Here is a 23,789-nt window from a genome sequence, read left to right on the forward strand (position 1 = left end):
CCGATCAATCAGCCAGAAACAACCCTGTCCTTGTGGCTTTTTCCCAATCCATCGCCTTATCCAGCGCATCGGCCAGCCGGTCGATTTCCTGCTCAAGCAAGTTGCGCACATCCGGCATGGCCGCCGCCTCGACCCGGCAACCCGCCCAAGCCAGCAAACTCTGCAAAGCAGTCGGCTCATCAAACACGCCGTGCAAATAGGTCGCCAGAATCTGGCCGTCGGGCGAAATCCAGCCCTCGCTCCGACCATCGTCGAGCATGCACAGACTTTGCCAATCCGCACCATGCGGCAGCAGCTGGCTTTGGCCCAGGTGAATTTCATAGCCTTTGACCGCAGCGCCATCACGCAATAAATGGCCTTGCACATTGATCAGCTGTTTCTCAGCCCGCAAGACCGTCGCAATGGGTATATGCCCCAAGCCCATACTAGATTTAGCTTCTGACTCAATACCCTTTGGATCAGCAATGGTTTCACCCAAAATCTGCAGACCACCGCACACACCGATGAGCTTGCCGCCGTAGCGCAAATGCCGCGCGATTTGCACATCCCAACCCTGCGCGCGCAGATGTGCCAGATCGCCCTGCGTATTTTTGCTGCCGGGAATAATCAGCAAATCGCACTCGGGCAGAGGCTGATTCGGATTGGCAAATTCGCAGCGCACATTCGGCAAGCGGCGCAGCGGATCAAAATCGGTGTGGTTTGAGATATGCGGCAAGGTTGCGATCACAATCCGGAATTCGCCGTCGGCATTGGCCACCGTTTTTGGTAGCGCGTCTTCGGCGGCAATATCCAAACCATGCAAGTACGGCACCACGGCCAGCACCGGCTTGCCGGTTTGCGCTTCCAGCCAATCGCAGCCGGGCTGCAGCAGACTAATATCGCCGCGAAAGCGGTTGATGATGAAACCTTGAATTCTCGCCTGCTCAGATTCGCTCAAGCACGCCAGCGTGCCGACAAAATGCGCAAACACCCCGCCGCGATCAATATCGGCCACCAGCCACGCCGGGCAATCGGCTTCTTCGGCAAAACCCATATTCGCGATGTCGCCCTGGCGCAAATTGACTTCAGCCGGACTGCCCGCGCCTTCGACGATCACCCAGTCGTACTGCGCCGCCAGCCTGCCCCACGACTCGAACACCGCGTGCCTGGCCGTTGCCTTGTACTGGTGATAATCAACGGCATCGAGGTTACCGATAGCTTTGCCTTGAATAATCACCTGCGCACGGCAATCGCTCGAAGGCTTTAAAAGCACCGGGTTCATATCGGTGTGCGCCGCCAGGCCACACGCCACGGCCTGTACCGCTTGCGCACGACCAATCTCGCCGCCGTCCTCGGTCACCGCCGAATTGAGCGCCATATTTTGCGGCTTGAACGGCGCTACCGACACACCACGGCGAACAAGCAGCCGACACAGCGCTGCGGTTAAAGTCGACTTACCTGCATCGGACGTGCAGCCTTGAATCATCAGCGTGGGCATGTTTTATCCAGACGGGTATAGCCCTGCAAGCCATATTAAAAATCAGCTACAGAGCAATACCCTTATTGATTATCGAGCAAGAATTGTTTTTGGGTCGAGACAAAATCAACCAGATGCGACAAAAACGGCGCGTGCGCGGCTTTGTAGTGCAATTTGAATTGCGCCTGTGGCAGCGTTTTGGCCAGCCACATCCCAGCGTCGAGCGGCGTCAGCGTGTCGCGGTCGCCGTATTGCAGCAGCACCGGGCAATCGATCTTGCCCACTTCGCCGCGCAAATCGGTATCGCGCAGAATATTGAGGCCATCGGCCAGATGCGCGAGTTTGGGCTCGCCGTGCTTGAATAAATCAGCGAGCAATTCGCGCGTGACTTCGCGAGCGCTGGCGTCGCCCATCGCTTGCAGACTGATAAAGCGTTTTAATGTGCCTTGCCAGTCGGTTTGCAGCGCTGCGGCAAATTGCTCCAACACCTTTTGCGCCATTGCGGGTTGCCAGTCGCTGCGTTGCATAAAACACGGACTGGACGCGACCAGTGTTAGCGAGCGAATTTTATCGCGTTGCTGCAAGGCCCACTGCGTCGCGACCGCGCCGCCGAGCGACCAGCCAACGACTTGCACCGGAAACGGAAATTGCGCATCGACCGCATCGACCATCGCCTGCAAAGTCAGCGTTTGATCGTCGGCCAACTTGCTGCCGCCGTGGCCGGGTAAATCGACGACATGCACGCAAAAGTCTTGTTCAAGCTCGCGCACGACGGCGTTCCACACCGTGCCATTCATCGCCCAACCGTGCAGCAACACCACATCCGGGCCACGCCCGCGCGTTTCAATCCACATTCACATTCCAAAAACGACTTATTTATTGGAGGCGAAGTTTACCGCTTCACGGTGCAGAATGCTGTGTTTGTGGCATGAAACTTATTTGCCGCACAGCAGATGATTCAGTGTTTGCGACTGCGGCTGCGTGAGCCGCTTGCCCGCCAAAGCCACCGTCGCGACGCCCAGTGCGCGATACACCGCCTGTGTGGCTGGCGACAGCACGGCCAGATGCTGCGCCACCGTTGCAGCGTCGCCGCGGACAATCGGGCCGGTGAGCGCTGCGGCAGCGCCGAGGCTGTCGATATTATTCAAAGTCTGACGTATCAGCCCCAACACCAATTGCTGCGCGACCTCTGGGGCAATACCTGCCTGTTCTGACGTTTTTAGCGACAAATCGCTAAGCGTCACCAGAAAATTCGCCGCCATGCTTAGCGCAGCGTGATAGGCGACTTTCGCGCCCGCTTCGCTGCTCAGCGCAAACGCGCTGCCACCAATCGTGGTGGTAAATTCGCTCAGTATCGCCACCGCCTTGGCGTCGCCTTCGAGCGCGCACAAAGTACCGGCAAAAGTGCTCACCGCGCGCGCAGGATCTGCAAACGAAAACGCCGGATGCCAGCTGGCGCAATGTGCGCCTTGCGCGGCCAGTGGAGCAAGTTGATCCGCCGCCAACGCGCCACTGGCATGAAATACCACCGCGCCAGCATTGACCACGCCCGCCTGCGCCAGCGCTTGCGCCACGGCCGCAATCGCGCCATCAGGCACGGCGATCAACCATAAATCGGCAGCTGGCAAATCGCCGAGCTGCGCGGCCACTTCACCTGCACCTATCCAGATACCAGCGGCAGTACTGCTCGCCAGGCTACGTGAATAAAGACCAGCAAGGCGATACTGCCCACTTTGCTGCACGAGCTTGGCGATACTTTGACCAAGGCGGCCTGCGCCAATCAGATTGATCGTGTGCATGGCTTCAACCTTGCGCGGCTAAAACACGCCGGATTTCGCGGCACAGCAACTTCACGTCGGCGTCAGAGTGCGCCGCCGATAAAGTGACACGCAGCCGTGGCGTGGGTACAGTCGGTGGGCGAATCGCAGCAACCAGAATATCGGCGTCGAGTAGCGCTTGCGACAGCGCCAGCGCGGTGGCGTTGTCTTTGACAATAATCGGCTGGATTGCGGTACTGGAAGGCAGCAACTCGCACGGCGCATCGGCTAGTGCAGCGCGGAAAGTAGCGATGTGGCGCTGCAGCCGAGCGCGGCGCTCAACATCCTGCTCGATGATGTCCAAACTGGCGTGCAGCGCACAGGCTAGCAGCGGTGGCGCAGCGGTGGTGTAGATATACGCCCTGGCGGTATTAATCAGATAATCAATCACCACCTGCTCTGCAGCGATATACGCCCCCGCCACACCCGCACCTTTACCCAAGGTCGCCATATAAATAATGCGTGGCGAGTCGATGCCTAATTCAGCCAGCGTGCCGCGCCCGTCGCCGAGCACGCCAAAACCGTGCGCGTCGTCGATATACAGCAGCGCATCATATTTCTCGGCCAACGCCAGCATTTCGGCCAGCGGCGCAATATCACCGTCCATGCTAAATACCGCGTCAACAGCGATCAACTTGCGCTTGGAAGTCGACTCAGACAGCAGGCGTTCGAGCTGTGCGACATCGTTGTGCGCAAAGCGTTTGAAATCAGCACGCGCGAGCTGGCAGGCGTCGTTCAGCGAGGCGTGATTGAGTTTATCGGCAAACACCGCGTCGCCACGACCGAGCAGCGCCGGAATCACCGCCAGGTTCGCCATAAAGCCGGTTGAAACCAGTATCGCCGCCGGTTTACCACTCAATGCGGCGAGCCGCTCTTCCAGCGTATGCTGCGGCGTGAAATGCCCAGTGACCAGATGCGCAGCACCACTGCCAACGCCCCATTCGGCCGCGCCCTGCTGCGCGGCGGCGACGATGGCCGGATGGTTGGCCAGACCCAGATAATCGTTGCTGCAAAAGTTGAGCACCTCACGGCCATTGAGCTGCACGCGCGCGCCTTGCGGCGAATCAATCACACGGCGATTGCGATACAGACTGCTCGCCTGACGTTCGGCCAGTTCATCAGCCATCAACTGAAATACGGGTACTGGAGCGGCGGTGTGTGACATGGCAGCCAAACCGGAAAAAGGAAGCGGCCATTTTACCGAAAAACCGCCGACTACCACGCCCAAAGTGCCGCGAAGCCGCGTTGTGAAATATACCAAGGACATGCCAGCCAGCAGTTTTATTGCCTCAGGATGAAAATTATTCCCTAAGCTCGTAAGACTTGTGTACCACGCATGCGCATTTAAGGATATGATTCCACCTTCTGAAAAATAGCGATTTTATGTGCCGGCAAACATGGTTTGGGTCTTGCGCATAAAGCAGTGGATTAGATTGAATGAAGCGTGTTGATGATTTTCGCCTGACCTTTAAAGATACCGCAGGGAATGAAAGTAAATATGTGCCCATCATGATTGGTGGCATGGGCGTTGACATTTCCACTGCCGATCTGGCGCTGGAGGCGTGTCGTCTGGGCGGTATCGGCCATATCTCCGATGCGATGATCAAAACCGTAACCGACCGTCGCTACAACACCAAATACGTCAAAGAAAAACTGCAAAAATACAAGTTCAACGTTGCCAACAGCGACAAATCAGTCGTCCAGTTCGATCTGGATCAGCTCGCCGAAGCCACCCGCCTGCACGTCGAAGCAACCATGAAACGCAAACAGGGCGACGGCATGATCTTCATCAACTGCATGGAAAAGTTGACGATGAACAGCCCGAAAGAAACGCTGCGCGTCCGGATGTCAGCGGCACTTGACGCCGGCATCGACGGCATTACGCTCGCTGCCGGCCTGCATCTGGGTTCATTCGCACTGATCGAAAATCATCCGCGCTTTCATGAAGCCAAGCTGGGCATTATCGTTTCATCGGTGCGTGCTCTGCAGTTGTTCATCAAGAAATCATCGCGTACCAACCGCCTGCCCGATTATGTCGTCGTCGAAGGCCCACTCGCCGGTGGTCACCTCGGTTTTGGCATGGACTGGGCCGAATACAAGCTCGAAGACATCGTTGCCGAAGTCGTCGCGTGGATTAAAGAACAAGGTTACGACAACATGCCGGTAATTGCCGCCGGCGGTGTATTTACCGGCTCAGATGCAGTCAAATACCTGGAAATGGGCTGCGGCGGCGTACAAGTTGCGACGCGCTTTACCGTGACTAAAGAATGCGGTCTGCCGGACAAGGTCAAACAAGAATATTTCAAAGCTGACGAAGACCTGATCGAAGTGAATCAGATTTCGCCAACGGGCTATCCGATGCGGATGCTGAAAAACACACCAGCAATTGGCTCGGGAATTCGTCCGAACTGCGAAGCGTACGGCTATTTGCTTGATGCGAGCGGCAACTGCTCGTACATCAATGCCTACAACAAAGTACTCGAAGAAAACCCGACAGCGAAAAAAATCTCGGAAATTCACGTTTACGAGAAAACGTGCCTGTGCACGCATATGCGCAACTTCGATTGCTGGACTTGCGGTCACTACACTTACCGCCTCAAAGACACGACGAACAAACTGCCCGACGGCCGCTATCAGCTATTGACTGCGGAACACGTCTTCAAAGACTACCAGTTCAGCACCGACAATCGCATAGCCCTGCCGGAGCTGGATGAAACTGCGGTTTAATCAGAGCAGATCAGACATCAAGGATGGAAAAAAACCCGCTTTCACAGCGGGTTTTTTTATTGCTCAGCCAATGGCATACACAAGGAGGATGGCCAGGGTATATTGATGAAGAGCAATTATTAATTAGCCTGCATTAATATACCCCATCACGACAATGCAGCGACTTCACGATCTTTAGCCAAAATTGGTGCCAGGCTCACCAGATCATCAGCACACAATGGCAAGCGCAATGTGTTCGATGCAATGCGGCCCTGATGGTGCATGATGGCCTTGGCCGGAATCGGGTTGGCGGCCAGAAACAGCGTTTCGGATGCGCTGCGTAACAAATCTCCAATCGTCTCGCCTGCCAAGCCTTGCACCACCCAGCTTGCCACTTGCTGCGGCCAGACATTGCTGGCGACCGAAACCAGACCCGCAGCGCCCAATTTCGCATGCTCGGCAAATAAAACGTCATCACCTGAATACCATGCGACACTCGGGAATGCAGCTTTAAGTTCAGCAAAGCGCGCCGCATTGCCACCCGATTCTTTCACAGCCCAGCAGTTGGGATGCTCAATCAAGCCCGCCAGCGCCACGTCCGACAGCGGCACACCGGCGCGCGATGGGATGTTGTACAACATGCAAGGTTTGTTCACCGCATCCATCAACGCAGCAAACCAGCGCTGCTGACCTTGCGCGCCCGGCTTGGCGTAAATTGGCGTTACCAGCAAATACGCCGCCACTGGCAGCGTTTCGCAATAGGCGAGCCATTCGAGCTGACTGACCAAATCAAGTCCGCCGACACCGACCATAATCGGCACGGCCAAATCAAGGCGACAAGCGTGCTCAAGCACTTGCTGGCGCTCACGCAAAGTCAGGTTTGCGCCTTCGCCGGTTGAACCGAGCAGCAACACACCATTGCCAGCCGCCTCTTGTTCGCGCAGCAAAGCCTTCAGCGCAGCCAGATCAAGCTCGCCAGTCGTCGTTAAAGGGCTAATTAATGCGGTCCAGAGCGTAGTCTGACGGGGGTCGTGTGAAAATGAGGCCATGCGATTCTCCAATTGAAAAATAACGATTGGAGAGAGGGAAAGTGCGGCAATGACAGACGCAAAAAAGCGCCAAAAGAATCATCACCAAGAGCACTCCAGCGCGTTGATTAGTAATTAACACGCTGACAGTCCAGAGGATTCAGCCTCTGCAACCAGTGCGCGCAAATTCATGTTTGCGAACACTTCGGCCTTGCACCCCCTGATACTGCGTCGATGGAACATGAATCCTCGGCAATACGACCTGGGCAAGGCGCCTCTCTTGTCGTTCAGAAACGATATTTTCAGCATGTCATGCCGTGCTGTCAATCGCAAGCCTGATTTTAGCTCGCGCCTTGGCTGACAAAACTGAGTAAGAACTCACATTGGAATACTAAGGAGGGATTCAGGCGCGATCAAAAGGGCGGCCAATCGCCGAGAGCTGGCTAAGGCGGCCGTCGGCGCTATAGCCCAGATCTTCGTTGCGCTGTTGCGCCAAGGCATTCATGAAGTGCTGGTTGATTTCTTCGTGCGTTTTGATGAGCTGGCCGTTGGTGCGATTCATGATTTCGGCCAGTTTGGCACCCTGCTGCAAATCATGCCAGATCGCAGTCTGCTCGCCGAGACTGGATTCGATCTGCTCGACACTTTGCAAACCCCGTTCAACACAATAGCTGACCCTGGCTTTGCTGGCTTGTTCCAGATTTTGCAGCGTGATGTTTTTGGTATCAATCAATTGGGAAACCAGATCAAGCTGGCGCTTGATCAACGCATCCTGCTCTTGCGTGAGCAATGCGCTTAGCTGCTGAACCAGAACCAGTTCAGCAGCCAATAATTGGTGTAGCGTGGAATCGCTCATGGAAAGACTTATCGAGCCAGCAGCTCTTTTACACTAGATAGCAGACCATCAGCAATCGCTTCAGGGCGTACTGCAAAGCGGCCTTCAGCAATCGCGGAGCGAATCGCTGCCACTTTGTCAGCATCAAACGTTGCTTCGTTACTGGCAACGCCAGACAACTTGCTATTAAAGCTGCTCGATACCGATGAGCTCGAGTCACTTTTCGCGCTAGCATTGGCGCGAATATCTGACGATTTACTACCGAGGCTCGTCAGTGGCTTGCCCGAATTATCGATTTTCATGATATGTCCCCTGCCGTACGAGACGGCGGTGGTCGTCCTATTAATTGCCCTATTATGCCTATAATCGGCAGTAGAGAGAATTTCTTTAGCGATCCAAGTCACTATCGATCAATTCCCGCCTGAATTGAAGGCCAATTGACTAATTTTATAGATTTAAGCCACAGCATGGAGTAAGGTTTAAGTCACCTCATCAGTCTAATCCATCAGGAGCAAGTTCATGGATATTTTTCAAAGCCAGTTTGGTCCGATCGAAGTTGATCCGGATACCATTATTCATTTTCCTGCCGGCTTGCCCGGGTTTGAAACTTGCAAAAACTACAAGCTCCTCAATGAAGACAAGCCCAATCCCAACGTTTACTGGCTGCAATCGCTCGATGACGCCGACGTTGCTTTCTCGATTATCGGTGCTGAACGTCTGGGTTTTAATTACGTCCTGACACTGAGCGATGAAGAATGTGCCGCCATTGATCTGACAGACACCAACGACGCCATGCTGTTTCTGATCTTATCGCGTCCGAGTGATGACAGCATTCGCGCCAATACCTTCGCGCCTCTGGTAATCAACTTGCAATCGCGCAAGGGTTTGCAAAAGGTCGACATTAAGGCCGACATTGTATTTAGCAATACTTAAACCGCTTCTTAAGCGGCTTTTTGCTGCAAGGCAATATTTACTTTACTTGGGTTTGCTACCGGCTTGTTGTATGATTGCGTCCAATTTTTGGGGCGACCATGCCGGTTGCCTGCTTGCGCTGCAAACAGCGCCTCTGGAGTTTTAGAGCATGAAAACCACCTTCCTTGACTTCGAGCAGTCAGTTGCTGAGCTTGAAAACAAGATCGAAGAGCTGCGCTTTGTACAAGATGATTCGGCAGTTGACATTTCGGTTGAGATTTCTCACCTTGAGAAAAAAAGCCTCGAACTCACCAAGAATATTTATGCGAAATTAAGCCCCTGGCAGATTTCGCAGGTATCGCGTCACCCGCAGCGCCCATATACCTACGATTATATTTCCGGTCTGTTTACCGATTTTCAAGAGCTGCACGGTGATCGTGCTTTTGCTGATGATCTGGCGATTGTGGGCGGTCTGGCACGTTTTAATGGCCAGAGCGTGATGGTGATTGGTCACCAGAAAGGTCGTGATACCAAAGAGAAAATCGCGCGCAATTTCGGCATGCCGCGCCCGGAAGGCTATCGCAAAGCCTTGCGCATGATGAAGCTGGCCGAAAAATTCAATATCCCGGTGATTACTTTTGTCGATACACCGGGCGCGTATCCGGGCATCGGCGCTGAAGAGCGCGGGCAATCGGAAGCCATTGGCCGCAATCTATTTGAAATGGCCAAATTGCGCGTACCGGTCATCTGCACCGTGATCGGCGAAGGTGGCTCGGGCGGTGCATTGGCGATTGCCGTCGGCGACGTCGTGCAGATGCTGCAATACTCAACTTATTCGGTGATTTCACCCGAAGGTTGCGCGACGATTCTATGGAAAACTGCCGAACGCGCTTCCGACGCAGCCGAAGCCTTGGGCATTACCGCATCGCGCCTGAAAACACTCGGCCTGATCGATAAAGTCGTTCCAGAGCCCATCGGCGGCGCACACCGCGATCCGCAAGCGATGATGGCGACGATGAAAAAATCGATTGCCGATTCGCTCAAAGCTTTGAAAGCGAAAAGTGTTGATGAGCTACTCGATGCACGCTTTGACCGTTTGATGGAACATGGCAAATTCAAAGAAGACGCCGCAGCCTGATGGCTTTCGGCAAGCCGTTGAGTTAATCAACGGCTTTATTAAACACGGGAGCTTAGGCTCCCGTTGTGATTTTATGCGCGCAAAACTGTGCGTCGGGCTCTCGGGCGGGCTCGATTCGAGTGTGCTGCTGCACTGGCTGGCGGCTTTGCGCGACGAGCTCGATTTCGAGCTCAGCGCCGTTCATGTCCATCACGGCCTCTCGCCCAACGCCGATCATTGGGCCGAACAAGCAGCGGCCTTGGCGCAAGCGCTCAACGTCGCATGCACGATTAAACGCGTTCAGCTCGATTTGAAACAAGGCACCGGGATTGAGGGCACTGCGCGCAAAGCACGTTACGCCATTTATGAGCAGCAAGATTGCGACGCAATTATTCTGGCGCATCATCAGAACGATCAGGCCGAAACCATCCTGATCAATCTGCTGCGCGGCAGCGGCCCCGCCGGTTTGGCGGCGATGCCACAGCAACGCGCTTTGACTGAAGCGATTACACTGCTGCGCCCGCTACTCAACCTGCCACGCAGCGAGCTACTCGCCTACGCGCAAGAACACGATTTGCATTGGATAGAAGACGAAAGCAATCAGGATACGCAATACAAACGCAATGCAATCCGCCATCGCGTCATGCCTGCCATCATGGGTATATCACCACAAGCCTTGACCACATTGACGCGCAGCGCAATACATCAATCCGAAGTCAATGAATTGCTGATCGAGATTGCCGAGCTTGATCTCGCGCAATGCCTCAATGGTGACGCCCTAGCCTTAGCCCCGTGGCAACAATTAAGCACCGTGCGGCAAAAAAATGTCTTGCGCCACTGGCTGGGTCTGGCGGGTATCGTGCTGGAATTGCGGGCGTTTAATGAATTACTGCGCACCGCGATTGACGCCGCCGACGACACACATCCGGCGCTGGTCTGGCGCAACGCCGCGGTGCGCCGCTATCGCGGTCATTTGCATATTATGCAAGCCAGCTTGCAAGCCGGGCCAACGCAAACGATTACGCCCGACTTTAGCACTGGCAATGATTTACCCGACTGGCGCGGCGTTTTGCGCTGGGTTAAGACCGAGTCTGGTGGCATCGCCGAGGCTTTCCTCACTGGCGCGACCATCTGCGTACGCGGCCGTCATGGCGGCGAACACTTCAAACTTGGCACCAATCGCCCGACGCGTTCACTCAAAGCGCATTGCCAAGTCGCAGAAATTGCGCCTTGGCTACGCGAAACGACGCCGCTGATTTATATTGGTGAGCAGCTCGCGGCCATGCCAGGACTGGGCGTCAATCACGAATTTCAGCCAGATGCGGGTGCGCAAGGCTGGATGCCTCAATGGCACCCCTACCCTGCCAAGGTATAGCCCTACAGGACAGAACCAGAGTAGCCTTCAACCACATACCTATAGATTGAAAAACCATGGCTAAAAAATCAGCAAACGAGAACACCGCCCCAAGCCACACGCCGATGATGGCGCAATATTTTGCGCTGAAAGCCGATCATCAGGACAAGCTGGTTTTTTATCGCATGGGCGATTTTTACGAGCTGTTTTTTGACGACGCGATCAAAGCCGCGCGTCTGCTCGACATTACGCTGACGACACGCGGCGCCAGCGCGGGCGAGCCGATCAAGATGTGCGGTATTCCGTTTCACTCGCTCGAGCCGTATCTGGCCAAGCTGGTGAAACTCGGCGAATCGGTCGCGATTTGTGAGCAAGTCGGTGATCCGGCGACCAGCAAAGGGCCGGTCGAGCGCAAAGTGATGCGTGTGATTACGCCCGGCACGCTGACCGACGCGGCGCTACTCGACGACAAACAGGAAAACCGCTTACTCGCGATCCGCATGCTGCGTGGCAAAATGGGCATGGCGTGGCTCTCGCTCGCATCGGGCGATTTTGCGCTGATGGACACTGACGTTGAAAAACTGCCATCTGAGTTAGAGCGCCTGCGCGCTGCCGAGATTTTGATTAGCGACGAAGCCGAATTGGCGCTGTTCGATCAACTGCGCATCCCAGTGCGCCGCGTCGCCAGTTGGCAATTTGACGCCGCCAGCGCCGAGCGCAATTTAACGCGCCATTTCGCCGTCCACGATTTAGCTGGTTTTGGCATTACCGAGCCTTTACTCGCGCTGGGCGCTGCTGGCGCGCTGCTTGAATATGTGCGTAGCACACAAGGCGGTGCGCTGCCTGCTTTGGCCGGATTACGCGTCGAAAGCCACAGCCAATTTATCGAGCTCGACGCGGCGACGCGGCGCAATCTGGAAATTACTGAGACGATCCGTGGCGAAGCCGCGCCGACGCTGCTCTCCTTGCTCGACAACTGCGCCACCGGCATGGGCTCGCGCCTCTTGGCGCAATGGCTGCATCATCCGCTGCGCAGCCACGGCAAAATTCTAGAACGCCAATCGGCCATCGGCACGCTGCTTGATGCAGGCAGCAGCGACAACCTGTACGGCCAATTGCGCGAAATCGCCGATATCGAGCGCATTGTGTCGCGTATTGCATTGAAATCGGCGCGGCCACGCGATCTGGCGAGCTTGCGCGATAGTTTGCGCGTACTGCCTGATTTGGCCGCACAAATGCCAGTTGGTGGTTTGTTTAGCGGCCTCGCGCATGCGATGCAGGCCGAGCCGACGATTTATCAGCTGCTTGCGGCCGCCATATTGTCCGAGCCGGGCGTGTTGATCCGCGAAGGCGGCGTGATTGCCGATGGTTATTCGGCCGATCTGGACGAGTTGCGCGCAATTCAAAATAATTGCGGCGAATTTCTAACGATGCTCGAAGCACGCGAGCGCGAGCGCACCGGCATTGCGACTTTACGGGTGGAGTATAACCGTGTAGCTGGCTTCTTTATTGAGGTTACCAACTCATACGTGGGGCAGGTACCTGACGATTATCGTCGTCGCCAAACGATGAAAAACGCCGAGCGCTATATCACGCCCGAGCTGAAACAATTTGAAGAAAAAGCGTTGTCGGCGAACGACCGCGCTCTGGCACTGGAAAAACAGCTGTATGAAGGCGTGCTCGACAACTTGCAAAGCCATCTGGCCACGCTGCGTCTGGCCGCGCAAGCTGTTGCGACACTCGACGTACTGGTGTGTTTGGCGCAACGCGCACTGCTATCGGGCTATATCGCGCCGCAATTTTGCGACGACGCCGTATTGCAAATCGACGCCGGTCGCCATCCGGTCGTCGAGGATCAAATCGACGACTTCATCCCGAACAGTGTCGATTTTCACTTGGCGCGCAAACTGCTGCTGATCACGGGCCCGAATATGGGCGGTAAATCGACGTATATGCGCCAAGTCGCGCTAATTGCCTTACTCGCGCACGTCGGCTCCTACGTGCCCGCCACGGCAGCGAAAATTGGTCGTCTCGATCGGATTTTCACGCGGATTGGCGCGAGCGACGATTTGGCAGGTGGGAGATCGACGTTTATGGTCGAAATGACCGAAACGGCGAATATTTTAAATAATGCTGGCGAGCATAGTCTGGTGCTGATGGACGAAGTCGGCCGTGGCACGTCAACTTTTGACGGCTTGGCGCTGGCCTGGTCGATTGCCAAAGCGCTGATCGAAAAAAACCGCTGCTACACGCTGTTTGCAACGCACTATTTCGAGTTAACCCGTTTGGCTCAGGACTACGCGCAAGTGGCGAATGTCCATCTGGACGCCGTCGAGCACAAAGACCGGATTGTGTTTTTACACGCAGTACAGGAAGGCCCAGCGTCGCAAAGTTATGGTGTTGCAGTAGCGAGCTTAGCGGGCGTGCCGAAAGAAGTCGTTCGTAGCGCTAAGCGCAAATTGCAGGAATTAGAGCAAGGCAGCTTCAATAATGGCTTGCAAGCCGACCTATTTGCCCCAAGCTTTACCACAGAAATCGAAATCGAAAAACACCCGGCGCTCGAGTTGCTGACTTCGATCACTCCCGATGAAATTAGTGCTCGCGAAGCGCTGGAGATGATCTATAAACTCAAGGAACTTGTGTAGGACACCTAAAATTTATACGGATATAAAAGCCAATTCGATTGGCCGGAATTAAAGTACCGCCAAAGCGACAAAGGAATAGTTATGAACTCGAGCACCGAACATTTAGAACCTGTTGTAGACCAGCAAGGCAGCACACTGCTCGATCTGGCCAAAATGCTTTCTGACTCTGGCGACAATACAGGAATTGCATTTGCAGACCTTAAAGCGAAAGCGGCCAATGAATTGCGCCGCTTTGGCGAAGACCTAGGCAGCCATCTGGCCGCACATGCTCAAGTGCATGTACCGCCCGCCTATCAACTGCGCAGCACAGCGGCAGGACAAGTTGAAGTGATCGGCGATCACCCCGATAAAGCGGCCATTGAAAATTACCTGAATCAGGACACCCGCTTGCTCAAATGGTTTAAAGAAATCGAAGTACTGTACGAAATTCAGCGTCGTTTCGAGCTCAATCAATCAGACACGCCAGCCGAAGATCAGGTCTTTAATCTGGGGATCACCAGCTTGGGCAGCATTGCCTTTTTCACCAGCGAAAAATAAGTCATCGCCACTTCCCGTCAGAGCCGCATCCTGAATCAAGGGCGGCTCTGCGCGTTTTGGCCAAGCACTGTATAATCGTGGCTTAATTCAATAGGCAAGACTTCCCATGAAAACCATCAAAGCTCGACGTCCGCAACCGGCCATCCGAGAAGCCCGTGCGAACGATCAACAGCGCGCAACACAAAAAACCGGTGTTCGTGGGCCAGCAGCCACTGAATCGCGCTTTGCCAATAGCAAAAAGAAAAAAACCTCAGGCCCGGATATGGGGCGCTCGGCGACACCAGCGACCAGCAAAAAACGCAACTCGCCGACCAGCGGAATGAGCCGTATGGTCGCACAAGCCATCGCAAAAACGGCCGTTGCACGTGAAGTACAAGGTATTAAACCCGCCACTGAAACGACGGTAACACCAGAAACCCAAACGACGATCCGCGATAGTAAACACCGTCCAAGTGCCAAACGCGCAAAAAAAATGCCTCAGCGCCATGGCTCGCAACATGAAGTGGCGATCCAAAGACAACTGCGCGAAAAACGACTGACGACCGACAAGATCGGCGAAGAACGCCTGCAAAAAGCACTGGCCTTCTCCGGCATTGGCTCACGTCGCGATATGGAAGAAGTCATCGAAGCGGGTCGAGTCAGCGTCAACGGCCAAATTGCCGATCTGGGCGCCAAAGTCAGCCCGGGCGATGATGTTCGCATTGACGGCAAACGCATTGCGCTCAAATGGCAAGACAGACTGCCGCGCGTGATCATGTACCACAAAGAAGAAGGTGAGCTGGTCAGCCGCGACGATCCTGAAGGTCGCGTAACGGTATTTGATCGCCTGAAACGGATTTACTCGAGCAAATGGGTTGCGATTGGTCGTCTGGACTTTAACACCTCAGGCTTGCTGCTGTTTACAACATCGGGTGAGTTAGCCAACCGGATGATGCACCCGAGCTTTGAAGTCGAGCGCGAATACGCCGTACGGGTTCACGGTGCTTTAACGCCAGAACAAATGAAAGAAATGGTCAGCGGTATTGAGCTCGACGATGGCCCGGCCAATTTCGCCCGCATCGAAGATCGTGGTGGCGAAGGTCAAAATCACTGGTATCACGTTGTCCTTAAAGAAGGTCGGAACCGCGAAGTGCGCCGGATGTTCGAGCATTACAATCTGATGGTCAGTCGCCTGATGCGGATCCGCTTTGGCATGTTCAACCTGCCTGGACGCCTGAAACGTGGCCAATTTTATGAGCTGACCGAAACCGAAGTGCTGGCGGTGATGAAATGGGCTGGTTTGACGATCACCGGTCAGGTTAAACCTCGTTAATCCGGCTCAAGAGACTTCGGCAATGAGCAAGGCTTTCACCAAAGAAACCGATCATGATGATGACGAACTGCCTGCGGAACTTAAAGTTCCGGTAGGCAGTAAAAATTACATGACGCCACAAGGCTGGCAACGGATGAAAACCGAGCTCTATGAGCTGGTCAACAAAGAACGCCCTCATGTCACCCAAGTCGTCAACTGGGCGGCAAGTAATGGTGACCGCTCGGAAAATGCCGATTATCAATATGGCAAACGTCGCTTGCGTGAAATTGACCGCCGAATCCGTTTTTTAAGCAAACGGCTGGAAAACGCCGAAGTCATTGACCCCGAAACACGCGAAGTCACCGATCAGGTTTTTTTCAGCGCAACGGTGACCTATTGCCGCGAAGATGGTCGTGAAGAAACGATCTCTATCGTCGGTGTAGACGAAACCAATTTGCCGCTCAATCACATCAGTTGGACATCCCCAGTTGCCCGCGCACTGATTAAAGCGCGCCAAGGCGATGTGGTTTATTTGCGCACACCGAATGGCGTCGAAGAACTAGAGATTTTGATGGTGACTTACCAAAAAATTGAAAGCTAAAACACGATTAAAAAACAAAAAAGTCAGCGCCATGCAAACAATTTGCCAGCAACAAGAAAGAGCTGATATTGTGCTGGCATGAACTCACACCACCATGCAACCAGCAGCTTATTTCGTCGTGTCTTGCGCAATATGGCGCTACGCATTGCGGTTGCTGCCTGCCTGATTTCTGCCCTGAGCTATTACTACAGCTATATCCGCCTACAAGAAGAAGCGCTGCATAATCTATCGCGATATATTGACGCGCGCAGCCAGCTAGAAAGCCAGCTTTTTCTCAATGCAGAAGCAAACACCCAACTGATTCGTGACGATTTTCTGCGTCGCTATTCACTATTGCAAGACAGCGATCCAAGCACAGCGTTTTACGCCCTGCTGCAACAAGATCGTGACGGCATGTGGCGCGTCAGGCCAGAACTGGACGATTTCGAACATCAGTCCACCATCGCCCTACTTCCCTCGGTTAAACATACGCCTGAATTGATGCGTCAGGTGATACTGGGCTATCAGATTCTCAGCCAGTATGGCCCTGCTTATCGCAGCAGCAGCTACGATACTTTTCTTGATTTGAATGTCTCTGATGTGAGCCTGATGTACCTGCCGCAACTCAATTACGCCCGCAATGGCGGGGTTGCCGACTTTGCCGAAGACCTGGAGGCCGAACTGGGTGCTACGCCTGAACGCAATCCTTCGCGCAAAACATTCTGGACCGGAATCTATTACGACAAACAGGCGCTGGAATGGATGGTCTCGGTCGTGACACCGATTGACTTTCTGGGTAAATATATTGGCGGGGTCGGCCAGGATATTCCCCTCGATCAATTAATGACTCGTACCAACCAAATCGGTATTCCCGGTACGCACAATATGATTTTCAGTCGCAATGGCAATCTGATCGCGCACCCAGATCATATGAACAAAATTCATGCCAGTGCCGGCAAATTCGATATGCGTAAAGCCGATCCGCTGCTGCAAGGTATTTACAATGTTGTACGCAAAGCATCCTCCGGCGACCGGTTTATTGAAAGTCCCGATGGCACAGCCTGGCTGGGAATTGCGCCCATCAAAGGTGCCGACTGGCTATTTGTCACGGTTTATCCCAAGCGATTGCTTGAAACAAAAGCAGCCTGGGCGGCCAGCATCGTGTTTATACTGGGACTTTGTGCACTCATCATAGAGCTGGTTTTGCTCGCATTCGTGTTGCGTAAAGACGTAGCTCACCCTCTGGATCGACTCAAAAATGCAATCCGCAGTCTCGCTGCCGGCCGCACTAGCAAAGAGCTGGACTTGCACCGCAGCGATGAAATTGGCGAACTGGCTCGTACCTTCAACGAAATGTCGAACACGGTTCAATCGCACCGCATTCATCTTGAAGATCTGGTCACTGATCGCACACAAGAGTTGGCGACGCGCAATCTGCAACTGGAAGCGGCCAACGAAGCGCTCAAATACCTCAACCAAGAGAAAAACGAGCTCTTGGCGATTGCTGCGCACGATCTGAAAAATCCGGTGGCCAGCATCCAGGGTATGGCGGGTCTGCTCAACGACCGTCTCGAGTGCTGGCCCAGCGACAAAATCAAAGAACGACTTGATGGCATTCACCTGCTGGCAGGCCGGATGCAACGCATTATCAGCAACCTGCTTGATCACGACGCGCTGGAAGCAGGATCGGTGCAGATGCAGATCGAAGAGATTGATCTGGATGAACTCATTCGCGATACGCTGATCACCTGGCGCGAACGCCTGCAAAGCAAGCAGCAGACCATTCATTACACCCCCACCCAGCTCATCGTGCGCGCCGACCGGCAGGCGTTGTGGCAGATCATGGATAATCTGATCTCCAACGCGGTAAAATACTCGCCCAATGAACAAAGCATCCTGATCAACACCCAGCTGACCGACGATGGCGTCGAGCTAACGGTGAGCGATCATGGTCCCGGCATTGCGCCGCATGAGATTGGCATGCTGTTCAAAAAATTCAGCCGCCTGTCTGCGCGCCCCACTGGCGGCGAGCACACTACCGGGCTGGGTTTATCCATCGTTAAAAAGCTGGTTGAAGCCATGTATGGGCAAATCCGTTGCGAGAGCCAGTTTGGTCAGGGTGCCCGCTTTATTGTGACGCTGCCGCCCGTTCGCCAGCATCTTGCAGCAAGCAGCGCCCATCGCCAGCAAGAACAAGCCTGAGTTTTGCGTTAGAATCACGAGCTGCATTGCGCCACGTCGGCGTGATGCAGCTTTTTTTACGGCTAGCCCACGGAGTTTTCGATGCGCCAATATCTGGATTTACTGCAACACGTTTTGGATACTGGCGTTGCCAAGGAAGACCGCACCGGCACCGGCACCGTGTCGATTTTCGGCCATCAGATGCGTTTTAATCTGGCCGAAGGTTTCCCGCTGGTCACCACCAAGAAAACGCATCTGAAATCGATCATCAACGAATTGCTGTGGTTTTTGCGCGGTGACACCAATGTACGCTGGCTGCAGGAGCACGGCGTCACGATCTGGGACGAATGGGCGACGGACGCTGGCGAACTGGGGCCAGTATATGGTTATCAGTGGCGCAGCTGGCCAACAGCCGATGGCCGCCATATTGACCAGATTGCCGAAGTCGTTAAACAGCTAAAAACCAATCCCGACTCGCGCCGGATTATTGTTTCGGCGTGGAATGTCGGCGAAATCGAAAACATGGCGCTGCCCCCCTGCCATGCTTTTTTCCAGTTTTATGTTGCACCAGCGCAGCCGGACGATGCGGATCAACGCGGCAAATTGTCGTGCCAGCTGTATCAGCGCAGCGCCGATTTATTCCTGGGCGTACCGTTCAATATCGCCTCGTACGCGACTTTGGTGCTGATGCTGGCACAAGTCTGCGATTTGCAGCCGGGCGATTTTGTCTGGACGGGCGGCGATTGCCATATTTACCGGAATCATTTCGATCAGGTCAAAGAGCAACTGTCGCGCGCGCCGCGCAGCTTGCCAACGCTGAAACTCAATCCGGCTAAAACCGATATTTTCAGCTTCGAGTTTGAGGACTTTACGCTCGAAGGGTACGACCCGCATCCGGCGATCAAAGCACCGGTCGCGGTCTAAATACACACACGGGTATATCAATACAGGTCAATTTAAAATTAAGCTGCAAAGATATACCCATCACATTTTCTCCAAGCTCACCGTTACATCACGTTCAATCCGGTAATGGCAGGCCAGCCTGACCTGCTTGGGGCTATCGAAAATACTCAGATGCATATTAGGCGCTTGTGCAGCATGACGGATCAGCACATTACGCTCCTTGCCGCTAATTTCAATCCAGTGACCGCTCAGAGCATGTGCACAATAGACTTGGCAAGCACCGCATGTTCCCTGTCCGCAGCGCCAGGCCAGCGCCAACAGCCCTTCACGCACCAAGGGTCGCACGACATCGATCAGCATTGTTCCGCTTGCCACGTCACGGCAAAGATCCTCCAGACCCGGCTGAATAAAAGTCACAATCGGCATTTCTAACCCACATCACGTAAAATGTTTTCCAATTGTTAACATAGTTTCTGACCAATGAAAAAATCAATGCAAGGTGGGCTGGTGTATTCAACCGAACACGGTCGTATGTGCCCCCAATGTCGACAGCCACAGGCACAATGCTGCTGCAAAGCAGCCGCCCCCACTGGCGATGGCATTGTTCGTATCCGCCGGGAAGTTCGTAGCGGAAAAACCATCACCGTCATCTATGGCGTGCTACTCGAGGCCAGCGCCTTGGCACTGCTAGCCAAAGAATTGAAAGCCCTGTGTGGCACCGGCGGCACGATCAAGGATGGCGTGATCGAGATTCAGGGCGATCATCGTGAACTGATTGCAAAAAAACTGGCCACACGCTGGACAGTCAAGCAGGCAGGTGGCTAAACAATGACACAAGACTCAATGTACGTCCCCATTGAAGATATGGATGAGGTCACCGCTCATGCCTGGCAGTTTTATCTGGCGATCGCAGACTTGGCATTAGCCCAGCTACAAACCCTGCCAGCTGGCTCGATTGCAATCAGCGATACCGAAGAGGATGCTTATTGGAGCTGGCAAGGTACAGATCAAAGCTATCTGGCTTGGGCTCCGATTGCCGATGGCAGGGTTTGCTTAGAAGCTGCTATTTTATTACTGGAAAGCGTGGGTTTAAGCGCAGAAGAAATCCATTATCGCCGGGAAGCATTAACGCGCTGGCTGCAATCGGAAACCCCCGCCATTTTGCCATGGCAGCGCACACAATTGCAGCAGGCAATCCGTAAAGCGGGGGAATATTAGCCATTTCTTACAGAAAACAATACCGGGTATATGCCTACAATCCAACACCAACAAGGCGAACATAAACATACCCGACAATCACCATATTTTTAATATCAAAAATCTTGATTTTGTAAGAATTAAGCCTCATCGTATGGGTTTCTCCCGTTCAAACAGGAAGCTGCAAGCTCTTATGGCCTCAGTATTACCCCATCCCGAAACCTTGTTTATCAGCGCTGAAGAACGTTTTGCTGCGGAACCACAAGCAGCCCCCACCAAAACGCTCTCTATTAGCGAAAAAATCAGCCGCTTGAAGAAAAAACGCGAATTGGCTGACGATTTGCAAACCATGATTGCCCGCAGTGGACTGACCATCGAGGAATTACGTGAAGCACTGAATCAATAAATTAGTGTCTTTCGGTCGGATTGATATAGGCAAAAGGTAAACCGAGCAACAGCGCCCCGCCCACCATATTCCCCAAGGTGCTATAGAGTAGGTTGTGCCAGGCATCGGCGTAGCCAATGGAGCCCTGCCCTGCCAATGAAATGGCAAAGGTTCCCATATTGGCAATTGAATGCTCGAAACCCAGATACAAAAACATAAAAACGACCAAGATAATTACCACAATCTTGGCAATATCTTCCTTGCAGCGTAAAGCCAGGCGCACCGCCAGACACACAATCCAGTTAGCCAGAATGCCTTTGAAAAAAATTACTTGGGCAGATTGATGCACTTTATGCGCAGCGCCGTCGTACAAGGCATGATCGGGAGCGAGCGCGGTAATCGCACCCGCGCCATACAAGAGCCCGACGACAATGAGTGCCCCGAATAAATTGCCCAGATAACACGCGCACCAGAGTACACAGGTTTGCAGCCAGTTGGTCTTGCCTTCAGCGGAAGACACCGTCAGGTACATGGTGTTACTGGTAAACAACTCGGCATTGGTAAAAACAATAATGGTCAGACCAACACCGAAAAACAGCGATGCAATCACTTTACCCAGCACCAGCTCATGTAAATTGTGCACCAGCATCCAGTACGTAAACACGGTGATCGTCAAATACATCCCAGCCAGCACCGAACGCACCGTATAGCGCCACGGGTCGTTTTTCAGCAAGAGCATTTTGTTCAAGCCACTATCGGCGGCTTTTTCAACGTAGGAGCGATCTGACATATTTTCCTCGCGGGAAAGTTAAGGCCTGCGACACAATGAATCCACCTTAGCAAATAATCAGCCCCCGGGCTGCACCATTACTGGGCAGCGCCGGGGGCTGAAGTGTTATGCAAATCCGGCTTTTAGTCGCGGCTATTACCCGAAAACGCCATCAATAAATGCAGTAGGCTGGTGAACAGATTGTAAATGTTCAGGTATAAGCTCAGGGTGGCAGTGATGTAATTGGTTTCACCGCCATTGACGATGCGACTCACGTCATACAGGATGAAGCCGGAGAAAATCAGCACGGCAACCGCTGAAATGGTCAGAGACAAGGCCGGAATGGCGAAGAAAATATTGGCAACAGCCGCCAGCAGCAGCACCACCAGACCAATCATCAAAAACTTGCCCATAAATGAGAAGTCTTTCTTGGTCACGGTCGCGATTGATGCCAGCGTGAAGAAAATCGCGGCAGTTCCCACTGCGGCAATACCAATCAACTCGGCGCCATTACCAAACTTCAGCGCCACTTGCAGAATCTGGCTCAGCCACAGCCCCATAAAGCAGGTCCAGGCCAGCAAGATCACCACACCGGCAGCCGATTCTTTAGTCTTTTCAATCGCAAAGAAAGCGCCGAAACTCACGCCCATAAACACCAGAAAACCCATTAGTGGGCTCATTGCAAATTGCAGCGAAATCCCCAAGATGGCACCTGCCGCAGTCGGCAACATAGACAATGCCAACAGGAAATAAGTATTGCGCATAACACGATTGCGTTCAGCACTCAGTGCTGCGCTACCGTAAGCAACAGAATTGTATTGCATGTTCAGACTCTCCCAGTTTTTTGAATAGAGGTTCTGCCAAAAGGCGTCCTCCATAAGATGCAGTTAAACGCAAAAAGTTTCAAGCCATGATTGCAAGAGGGGTAAGTATTTGCCGCATTTTTTTTATAAAATGCCCAGCAACGGAAACTCAGCCCGCAATGCGTCATGCTCGACTGCTCGATAATCGGCAAGACGCCAACACGGAGTATGCCGCCGGTCAAACAAGGTACTGTAAATTCCTGTTTTGAAGTCCCCATAGCGTAAGCAAGCTTGAACCATTCGCGTTTCGATGTCCACCGTCTCTGCCATACTCTTGGCAGCGCAACGTGCCTGCAGCACCCAACTTAAATACAGCGACGTCGGCGACGCATTTTCCAACCGGTGTGCGGCATGCTGCAGATAGTGCGAGTCAGAAGACTTCAATTGCAGTAATGCGGCAACCGCAGAATGAAAGTCACGTTCGCAGCACAGGCCAAGATCATCCAGATGTGGTATTAGCTGAGTCCTACCCGGCGGGTCAGTTAAACGTCTTGATTGCAAAAACTCACTCAGCAAAGCCCCGTCATCATGACCACGCCAGGGCAACTTGGCCAGCGCAGCTAAAACATCATGCCGCGCTGCATCCGGTAAAACCCAGTCTGCAGCGCCCAGAGCGAGGGCATCACAAGCATTGAGCGTTGCGCCGGTTAGCGCCAGAAAACGGCCTGCACCACGCAATTGGGGCAGCCACCAACTGGCGGCAACATCAGGAAATAATCCAATGCCGGTCTCCGGCATCGCCAGATGGCTATTTTCAGTCACAATGCGATGACTGGCTGCAGCAAACAGCCCCCAGCCGCCGCCCATGACAATCCCCGTTCCCCACGCCAGTACCGGCTTACCAAACTCGCGTATGCGCTGGCACAGCCGGTATTCTTCAGCAAAAAACGCGTCGCCCTCGGAAAGTTGCCCCGGCGTATTCATCGCGTGATACAAAGCTTTTAAATCACCGCCAGCACAAAAACCACGTTCTCCAGCCCCCGTCAGTATCACGGCGACAACTTGTTCATTATCCTTCCAGCAAGTCAGTGCATCCGCCATTTGCCTGACCATGGCCAGATTCTGGGCATTGATCCGCTCTGGTGCATTCAGCTGCACATAGGCGATCTGCGCGCCATATGTCGTATGAACCAGTGAAATATTGACGCTCATTGCGTGCTCCAGCCCATTGGGTAAGCAGATCCTGTCCTGTAGTTAAATAATTTCATTCAAA

At 53.7% G+C, this 23,789-nt stretch carries 25 protein-coding genes and 1 riboswitch; of the genes, 14 read left to right on the forward strand and 11 right to left on the reverse strand.

Annotated elements, in window-relative coordinates; all coding sequences use genetic code 11:
* Positions 1–4: 4 nt before the first annotated feature.
* The 4 genes from ACG2XO_RS00600 to bioF all read right to left on the reverse strand — a co-directional run bounded on the left by ACG2XO_RS00600 (position 5) and on the right by bioF (position 4,438).
* Positions 5–1,477 carry a cobyric acid synthase gene (locus ACG2XO_RS00600; protein ID WP_410498910.1) on the reverse strand — a complete coding sequence of 491 codons (1,473 nt, stop codon included), beginning with the start codon at positions 1,475–1,477 and terminating at the stop codon, positions 5–7.
* 62 nt (positions 1,478–1,539) lie between these two features.
* Positions 1,540–2,310 (reverse strand): pimeloyl-ACP methyl ester esterase BioH, encoded by a 771-nt coding sequence (bioH, locus tag ACG2XO_RS00605; RefSeq protein ID WP_410498911.1) that lies wholly within the window; start codon positions 2,308–2,310, stop codon positions 1,540–1,542.
* An 81-nt stretch (positions 2,311–2,391) separates the two neighbouring features.
* Positions 2,392–3,255, reverse strand: a complete 864-nt coding sequence (locus tag ACG2XO_RS00610) for a Rossmann-like and DUF2520 domain-containing protein (RefSeq protein WP_410498912.1) — start codon at positions 3,253–3,255, stop codon at positions 2,392–2,394.
* Positions 3,256–3,259: 4 nt separating this feature from the next.
* Positions 3,260–4,438: an 8-amino-7-oxononanoate synthase gene (bioF, locus tag ACG2XO_RS00615; protein ID WP_410498913.1), complete on the reverse strand. Its 1,179-nt coding sequence runs from the start codon at positions 4,436–4,438 to the stop codon at positions 3,260–3,262.
* On the opposite strand from bioF, the gene ACG2XO_RS00620 reads away from it, so the two are divergent.
* Entirely contained in the window at positions 4,437–4,571 is a 135-nt protein-coding gene (locus ACG2XO_RS00620; protein ID WP_410498914.1) for a hypothetical protein, read from the forward strand. The genes bioF and ACG2XO_RS00620 overlap by 2 nt on opposite strands.
* 139 nt (positions 4,572–4,710) lie before the next feature.
* Complete coding sequence (locus ACG2XO_RS00625; protein ID WP_410498915.1) at positions 4,711–6,000, forward strand: nitronate monooxygenase; 1,290 nt, start codon at positions 4,711–4,713, stop codon at positions 5,998–6,000.
* A 146-nt stretch (positions 6,001–6,146) separates the two neighbouring features.
* Here ACG2XO_RS00625 and dapA read toward each other — a convergent pair whose 3' ends face one another.
* The 3 genes from dapA to flgM all read right to left on the reverse strand — a co-directional run bounded on the left by dapA (position 6,147) and on the right by flgM (position 8,144).
* Positions 6,147–7,028 carry a 4-hydroxy-tetrahydrodipicolinate synthase gene (dapA, locus tag ACG2XO_RS00630; RefSeq protein ID WP_410498916.1) on the reverse strand — a complete coding sequence of 294 codons (882 nt, stop codon included), beginning with the start codon at positions 7,026–7,028 and terminating at the stop codon, positions 6,147–6,149.
* A gap of 80 nt (positions 7,029–7,108) precedes the next feature.
* A riboswitch (Lysine riboswitch) is annotated at positions 7,109–7,295 on the reverse strand.
* Between the two features lie 115 nt (positions 7,296–7,410).
* Complete coding sequence (locus ACG2XO_RS00635; RefSeq protein ID WP_410498917.1) at positions 7,411–7,863, reverse strand: flagella synthesis protein FlgN; 453 nt, start codon at positions 7,861–7,863, stop codon at positions 7,411–7,413.
* Positions 7,864–7,871: 8 nt separating this feature from the next.
* Positions 7,872–8,144, reverse strand: a complete 273-nt coding sequence (flgM, locus tag ACG2XO_RS00640) for a flagellar biosynthesis anti-sigma factor FlgM (RefSeq protein ID WP_410498918.1) — start codon at positions 8,142–8,144, stop codon at positions 7,872–7,874.
* 217 nt (positions 8,145–8,361) lie between these two features.
* Between flgM and fliW the strand changes: the two genes are divergently transcribed.
* From fliW to ACG2XO_RS00685, 9 genes are all read left to right on the forward strand, one after another.
* Positions 8,362–8,775 (forward strand): flagellar assembly protein FliW, encoded by a 414-nt coding sequence (fliW, locus tag ACG2XO_RS00645; RefSeq protein ID WP_410498919.1) that lies wholly within the window; start codon positions 8,362–8,364, stop codon positions 8,773–8,775.
* Between the two features lie 148 nt (positions 8,776–8,923).
* Positions 8,924–9,892, forward strand: coding sequence for an acetyl-CoA carboxylase carboxyltransferase subunit alpha (locus ACG2XO_RS00650; RefSeq protein WP_410498920.1), 969 nt, complete (start codon positions 8,924–8,926; stop codon positions 9,890–9,892).
* 73 nt (positions 9,893–9,965) lie between these two features.
* Positions 9,966–11,246, forward strand: a complete 1,281-nt coding sequence (tilS, locus tag ACG2XO_RS00655; RefSeq protein WP_410498921.1) for a tRNA lysidine(34) synthetase TilS — start codon at positions 9,966–9,968, stop codon at positions 11,244–11,246.
* A gap of 56 nt (positions 11,247–11,302) precedes the next feature.
* Positions 11,303–13,870: a DNA mismatch repair protein MutS gene (mutS, locus tag ACG2XO_RS00660; RefSeq protein ID WP_410498922.1), complete on the forward strand. Its 2,568-nt coding sequence runs from the start codon at positions 11,303–11,305 to the stop codon at positions 13,868–13,870.
* Positions 13,871–13,951: 81 nt separating this feature from the next.
* Positions 13,952–14,407, forward strand: coding sequence for a hypothetical protein (locus ACG2XO_RS00665; RefSeq protein ID WP_410498923.1), 456 nt, complete (start codon positions 13,952–13,954; stop codon positions 14,405–14,407).
* A 262-nt stretch (positions 14,408–14,669) separates the two neighbouring features.
* Positions 14,670–15,719 (forward strand): 23S rRNA pseudouridine(2605) synthase RluB, encoded by a 1,050-nt coding sequence (gene rluB, locus ACG2XO_RS00670; RefSeq protein WP_410500212.1) that lies wholly within the window; start codon positions 14,670–14,672, stop codon positions 15,717–15,719.
* A 22-nt stretch (positions 15,720–15,741) separates the two neighbouring features.
* Positions 15,742–16,299 (forward strand): transcription elongation factor GreB, encoded by a 558-nt coding sequence (gene greB / locus ACG2XO_RS00675; protein WP_410498924.1) that lies wholly within the window; start codon positions 15,742–15,744, stop codon positions 16,297–16,299.
* A gap of 78 nt (positions 16,300–16,377) precedes the next feature.
* Positions 16,378–18,480, forward strand: coding sequence for an ATP-binding protein (locus ACG2XO_RS00680; protein ID WP_410498925.1), 2,103 nt, complete (start codon positions 16,378–16,380; stop codon positions 18,478–18,480).
* A gap of 81 nt (positions 18,481–18,561) precedes the next feature.
* Positions 18,562–19,383: a thymidylate synthase gene (locus ACG2XO_RS00685; protein ID WP_410498926.1), complete on the forward strand. Its 822-nt coding sequence runs from the start codon at positions 18,562–18,564 to the stop codon at positions 19,381–19,383.
* Between the two features lie 60 nt (positions 19,384–19,443).
* Here ACG2XO_RS00685 and ACG2XO_RS00690 read toward each other — a convergent pair whose 3' ends face one another.
* A complete protein-coding gene (locus ACG2XO_RS00690) occupies positions 19,444–19,788 on the reverse strand; it encodes a ferredoxin (RefSeq protein ID WP_410498927.1) in 345 nt (114 codons plus the stop codon).
* 54 nt (positions 19,789–19,842) lie between these two features.
* Between ACG2XO_RS00690 and ACG2XO_RS00695 the strand changes: the two genes are divergently transcribed.
* From ACG2XO_RS00695 to ACG2XO_RS00705, 3 genes are all read left to right on the forward strand, one after another.
* Positions 19,843–20,187, forward strand: coding sequence for a translation initiation factor Sui1 (locus tag ACG2XO_RS00695; protein ID WP_410498928.1), 345 nt, complete (start codon positions 19,843–19,845; stop codon positions 20,185–20,187).
* A 3-nt stretch (positions 20,188–20,190) separates the two neighbouring features.
* A complete protein-coding gene (locus ACG2XO_RS00700) occupies positions 20,191–20,580 on the forward strand; it encodes a hypothetical protein (RefSeq protein WP_410498929.1) in 390 nt (129 codons plus the stop codon).
* 172 nt (positions 20,581–20,752) lie between these two features.
* Positions 20,753–20,965, forward strand: a complete 213-nt coding sequence (locus ACG2XO_RS00705) for a hypothetical protein (protein WP_410498930.1) — start codon at positions 20,753–20,755, stop codon at positions 20,963–20,965.
* A gap of 1 nt (position 20,966) precedes the next feature.
* On the opposite strand, the gene ACG2XO_RS00710 is transcribed toward ACG2XO_RS00705, so the two are convergent.
* The 3 genes from ACG2XO_RS00710 to ACG2XO_RS00720 all read right to left on the reverse strand — a co-directional run bounded on the left by ACG2XO_RS00710 (position 20,967) and on the right by ACG2XO_RS00720 (position 23,728).
* Positions 20,967–21,734 (reverse strand): formate/nitrite transporter family protein, encoded by a 768-nt coding sequence (locus ACG2XO_RS00710; protein WP_410498931.1) that lies wholly within the window; start codon positions 21,732–21,734, stop codon positions 20,967–20,969.
* 122 nt (positions 21,735–21,856) lie between these two features.
* Positions 21,857–22,537 (reverse strand): Bax inhibitor-1/YccA family protein, encoded by a 681-nt coding sequence (locus tag ACG2XO_RS00715; protein WP_410498932.1) that lies wholly within the window; start codon positions 22,535–22,537, stop codon positions 21,857–21,859.
* Positions 22,538–22,660: 123 nt separating this feature from the next.
* Positions 22,661–23,728, reverse strand: coding sequence for an enoyl-CoA hydratase/isomerase family protein (locus tag ACG2XO_RS00720; RefSeq protein ID WP_410498933.1), 1,068 nt, complete (start codon positions 23,726–23,728; stop codon positions 22,661–22,663).
* Positions 23,729–23,789 lie beyond the last annotated feature (61 nt).

The sequence above is a fragment of the Chitinibacter sp. S2-10 genome, from assembly GCF_046530675.1.
GTDB lineage: Bacteria > Pseudomonadota > Gammaproteobacteria > Burkholderiales > Chitinibacteraceae > Chitinibacter.

What these genes read in the sequence shown, in the direction of transcription:
- ACG2XO_RS00600 (WP_410498910.1), bottom strand. Translation starts at nt 1,477, where the DNA reads ATGCCCACGCTGATGATTCAAGGCTGCACGTCCGATGCAGGTAAGTCG.
- bioH (WP_410498911.1), bottom strand. Translation starts at nt 2,310, where the DNA reads ATGTGGATTGAAACGCGCGGGCGTGGCCCGGATGTGGTGTTGCTGCAC.
- ACG2XO_RS00610 (WP_410498912.1), bottom strand. Translation starts at nt 3,255, where the DNA reads ATGCACACGATCAATCTGATTGGCGCAGGCCGCCTTGGTCAAAGTATC.
- ACG2XO_RS00620 (WP_410498914.1), top strand. Translation starts at nt 4,437, where the DNA reads ATGGCAGCCAAACCGGAAAAAGGAAGCGGCCATTTTACCGAAAAACCG.
- bioF (WP_410498913.1), bottom strand. Translation starts at nt 4,438, where the DNA reads ATGTCACACACCGCCGCTCCAGTACCCGTATTTCAGTTGATGGCTGAT.
- ACG2XO_RS00625 (WP_410498915.1), top strand. Translation starts at nt 4,711, where the DNA reads ATGAAGCGTGTTGATGATTTTCGCCTGACCTTTAAAGATACCGCAGGG.
- dapA (WP_410498916.1), bottom strand. Translation starts at nt 7,028, where the DNA reads ATGGCCTCATTTTCACACGACCCCCGTCAGACTACGCTCTGGACCGCA.
- ACG2XO_RS00635 (WP_410498917.1), bottom strand. Translation starts at nt 7,863, where the DNA reads ATGAGCGATTCCACGCTACACCAATTATTGGCTGCTGAACTGGTTCTG.
- flgM (WP_410498918.1), bottom strand. Translation starts at nt 8,144, where the DNA reads ATGAAAATCGATAATTCGGGCAAGCCACTGACGAGCCTCGGTAGTAAA.
- fliW (WP_410498919.1), top strand. Translation starts at nt 8,362, where the DNA reads ATGGATATTTTTCAAAGCCAGTTTGGTCCGATCGAAGTTGATCCGGAT.
- ACG2XO_RS00650 (WP_410498920.1), top strand. Translation starts at nt 8,924, where the DNA reads ATGAAAACCACCTTCCTTGACTTCGAGCAGTCAGTTGCTGAGCTTGAA.
- tilS (WP_410498921.1), top strand. Translation starts at nt 9,966, where the DNA reads ATGCGCGCAAAACTGTGCGTCGGGCTCTCGGGCGGGCTCGATTCGAGT.
- mutS (WP_410498922.1), top strand. Translation starts at nt 11,303, where the DNA reads ATGGCTAAAAAATCAGCAAACGAGAACACCGCCCCAAGCCACACGCCG.
- ACG2XO_RS00665 (WP_410498923.1), top strand. Translation starts at nt 13,952, where the DNA reads ATGAACTCGAGCACCGAACATTTAGAACCTGTTGTAGACCAGCAAGGC.
- rluB (WP_410500212.1), top strand. Translation starts at nt 14,670, where the DNA reads ATGGGGCGCTCGGCGACACCAGCGACCAGCAAAAAACGCAACTCGCCG.
- greB (WP_410498924.1), top strand. Translation starts at nt 15,742, where the DNA reads ATGAGCAAGGCTTTCACCAAAGAAACCGATCATGATGATGACGAACTG.
- ACG2XO_RS00680 (WP_410498925.1), top strand. Translation starts at nt 16,378, where the DNA reads ATGAACTCACACCACCATGCAACCAGCAGCTTATTTCGTCGTGTCTTG.
- ACG2XO_RS00685 (WP_410498926.1), top strand. Translation starts at nt 18,562, where the DNA reads ATGCGCCAATATCTGGATTTACTGCAACACGTTTTGGATACTGGCGTT.
- ACG2XO_RS00690 (WP_410498927.1), bottom strand. Translation starts at nt 19,788, where the DNA reads ATGCCGATTGTGACTTTTATTCAGCCGGGTCTGGAGGATCTTTGCCGT.
- ACG2XO_RS00695 (WP_410498928.1), top strand. Translation starts at nt 19,843, where the DNA reads ATGAAAAAATCAATGCAAGGTGGGCTGGTGTATTCAACCGAACACGGT.
- ACG2XO_RS00700 (WP_410498929.1), top strand. Translation starts at nt 20,191, where the DNA reads ATGACACAAGACTCAATGTACGTCCCCATTGAAGATATGGATGAGGTC.
- ACG2XO_RS00705 (WP_410498930.1), top strand. Translation starts at nt 20,753, where the DNA reads ATGGCCTCAGTATTACCCCATCCCGAAACCTTGTTTATCAGCGCTGAA.
- ACG2XO_RS00710 (WP_410498931.1), bottom strand. Translation starts at nt 21,734, where the DNA reads ATGTCAGATCGCTCCTACGTTGAAAAAGCCGCCGATAGTGGCTTGAAC.
- ACG2XO_RS00715 (WP_410498932.1), bottom strand. Translation starts at nt 22,537, where the DNA reads ATGCAATACAATTCTGTTGCTTACGGTAGCGCAGCACTGAGTGCTGAA.
- ACG2XO_RS00720 (WP_410498933.1), bottom strand. Translation starts at nt 23,728, where the DNA reads ATGAGCGTCAATATTTCACTGGTTCATACGACATATGGCGCGCAGATC.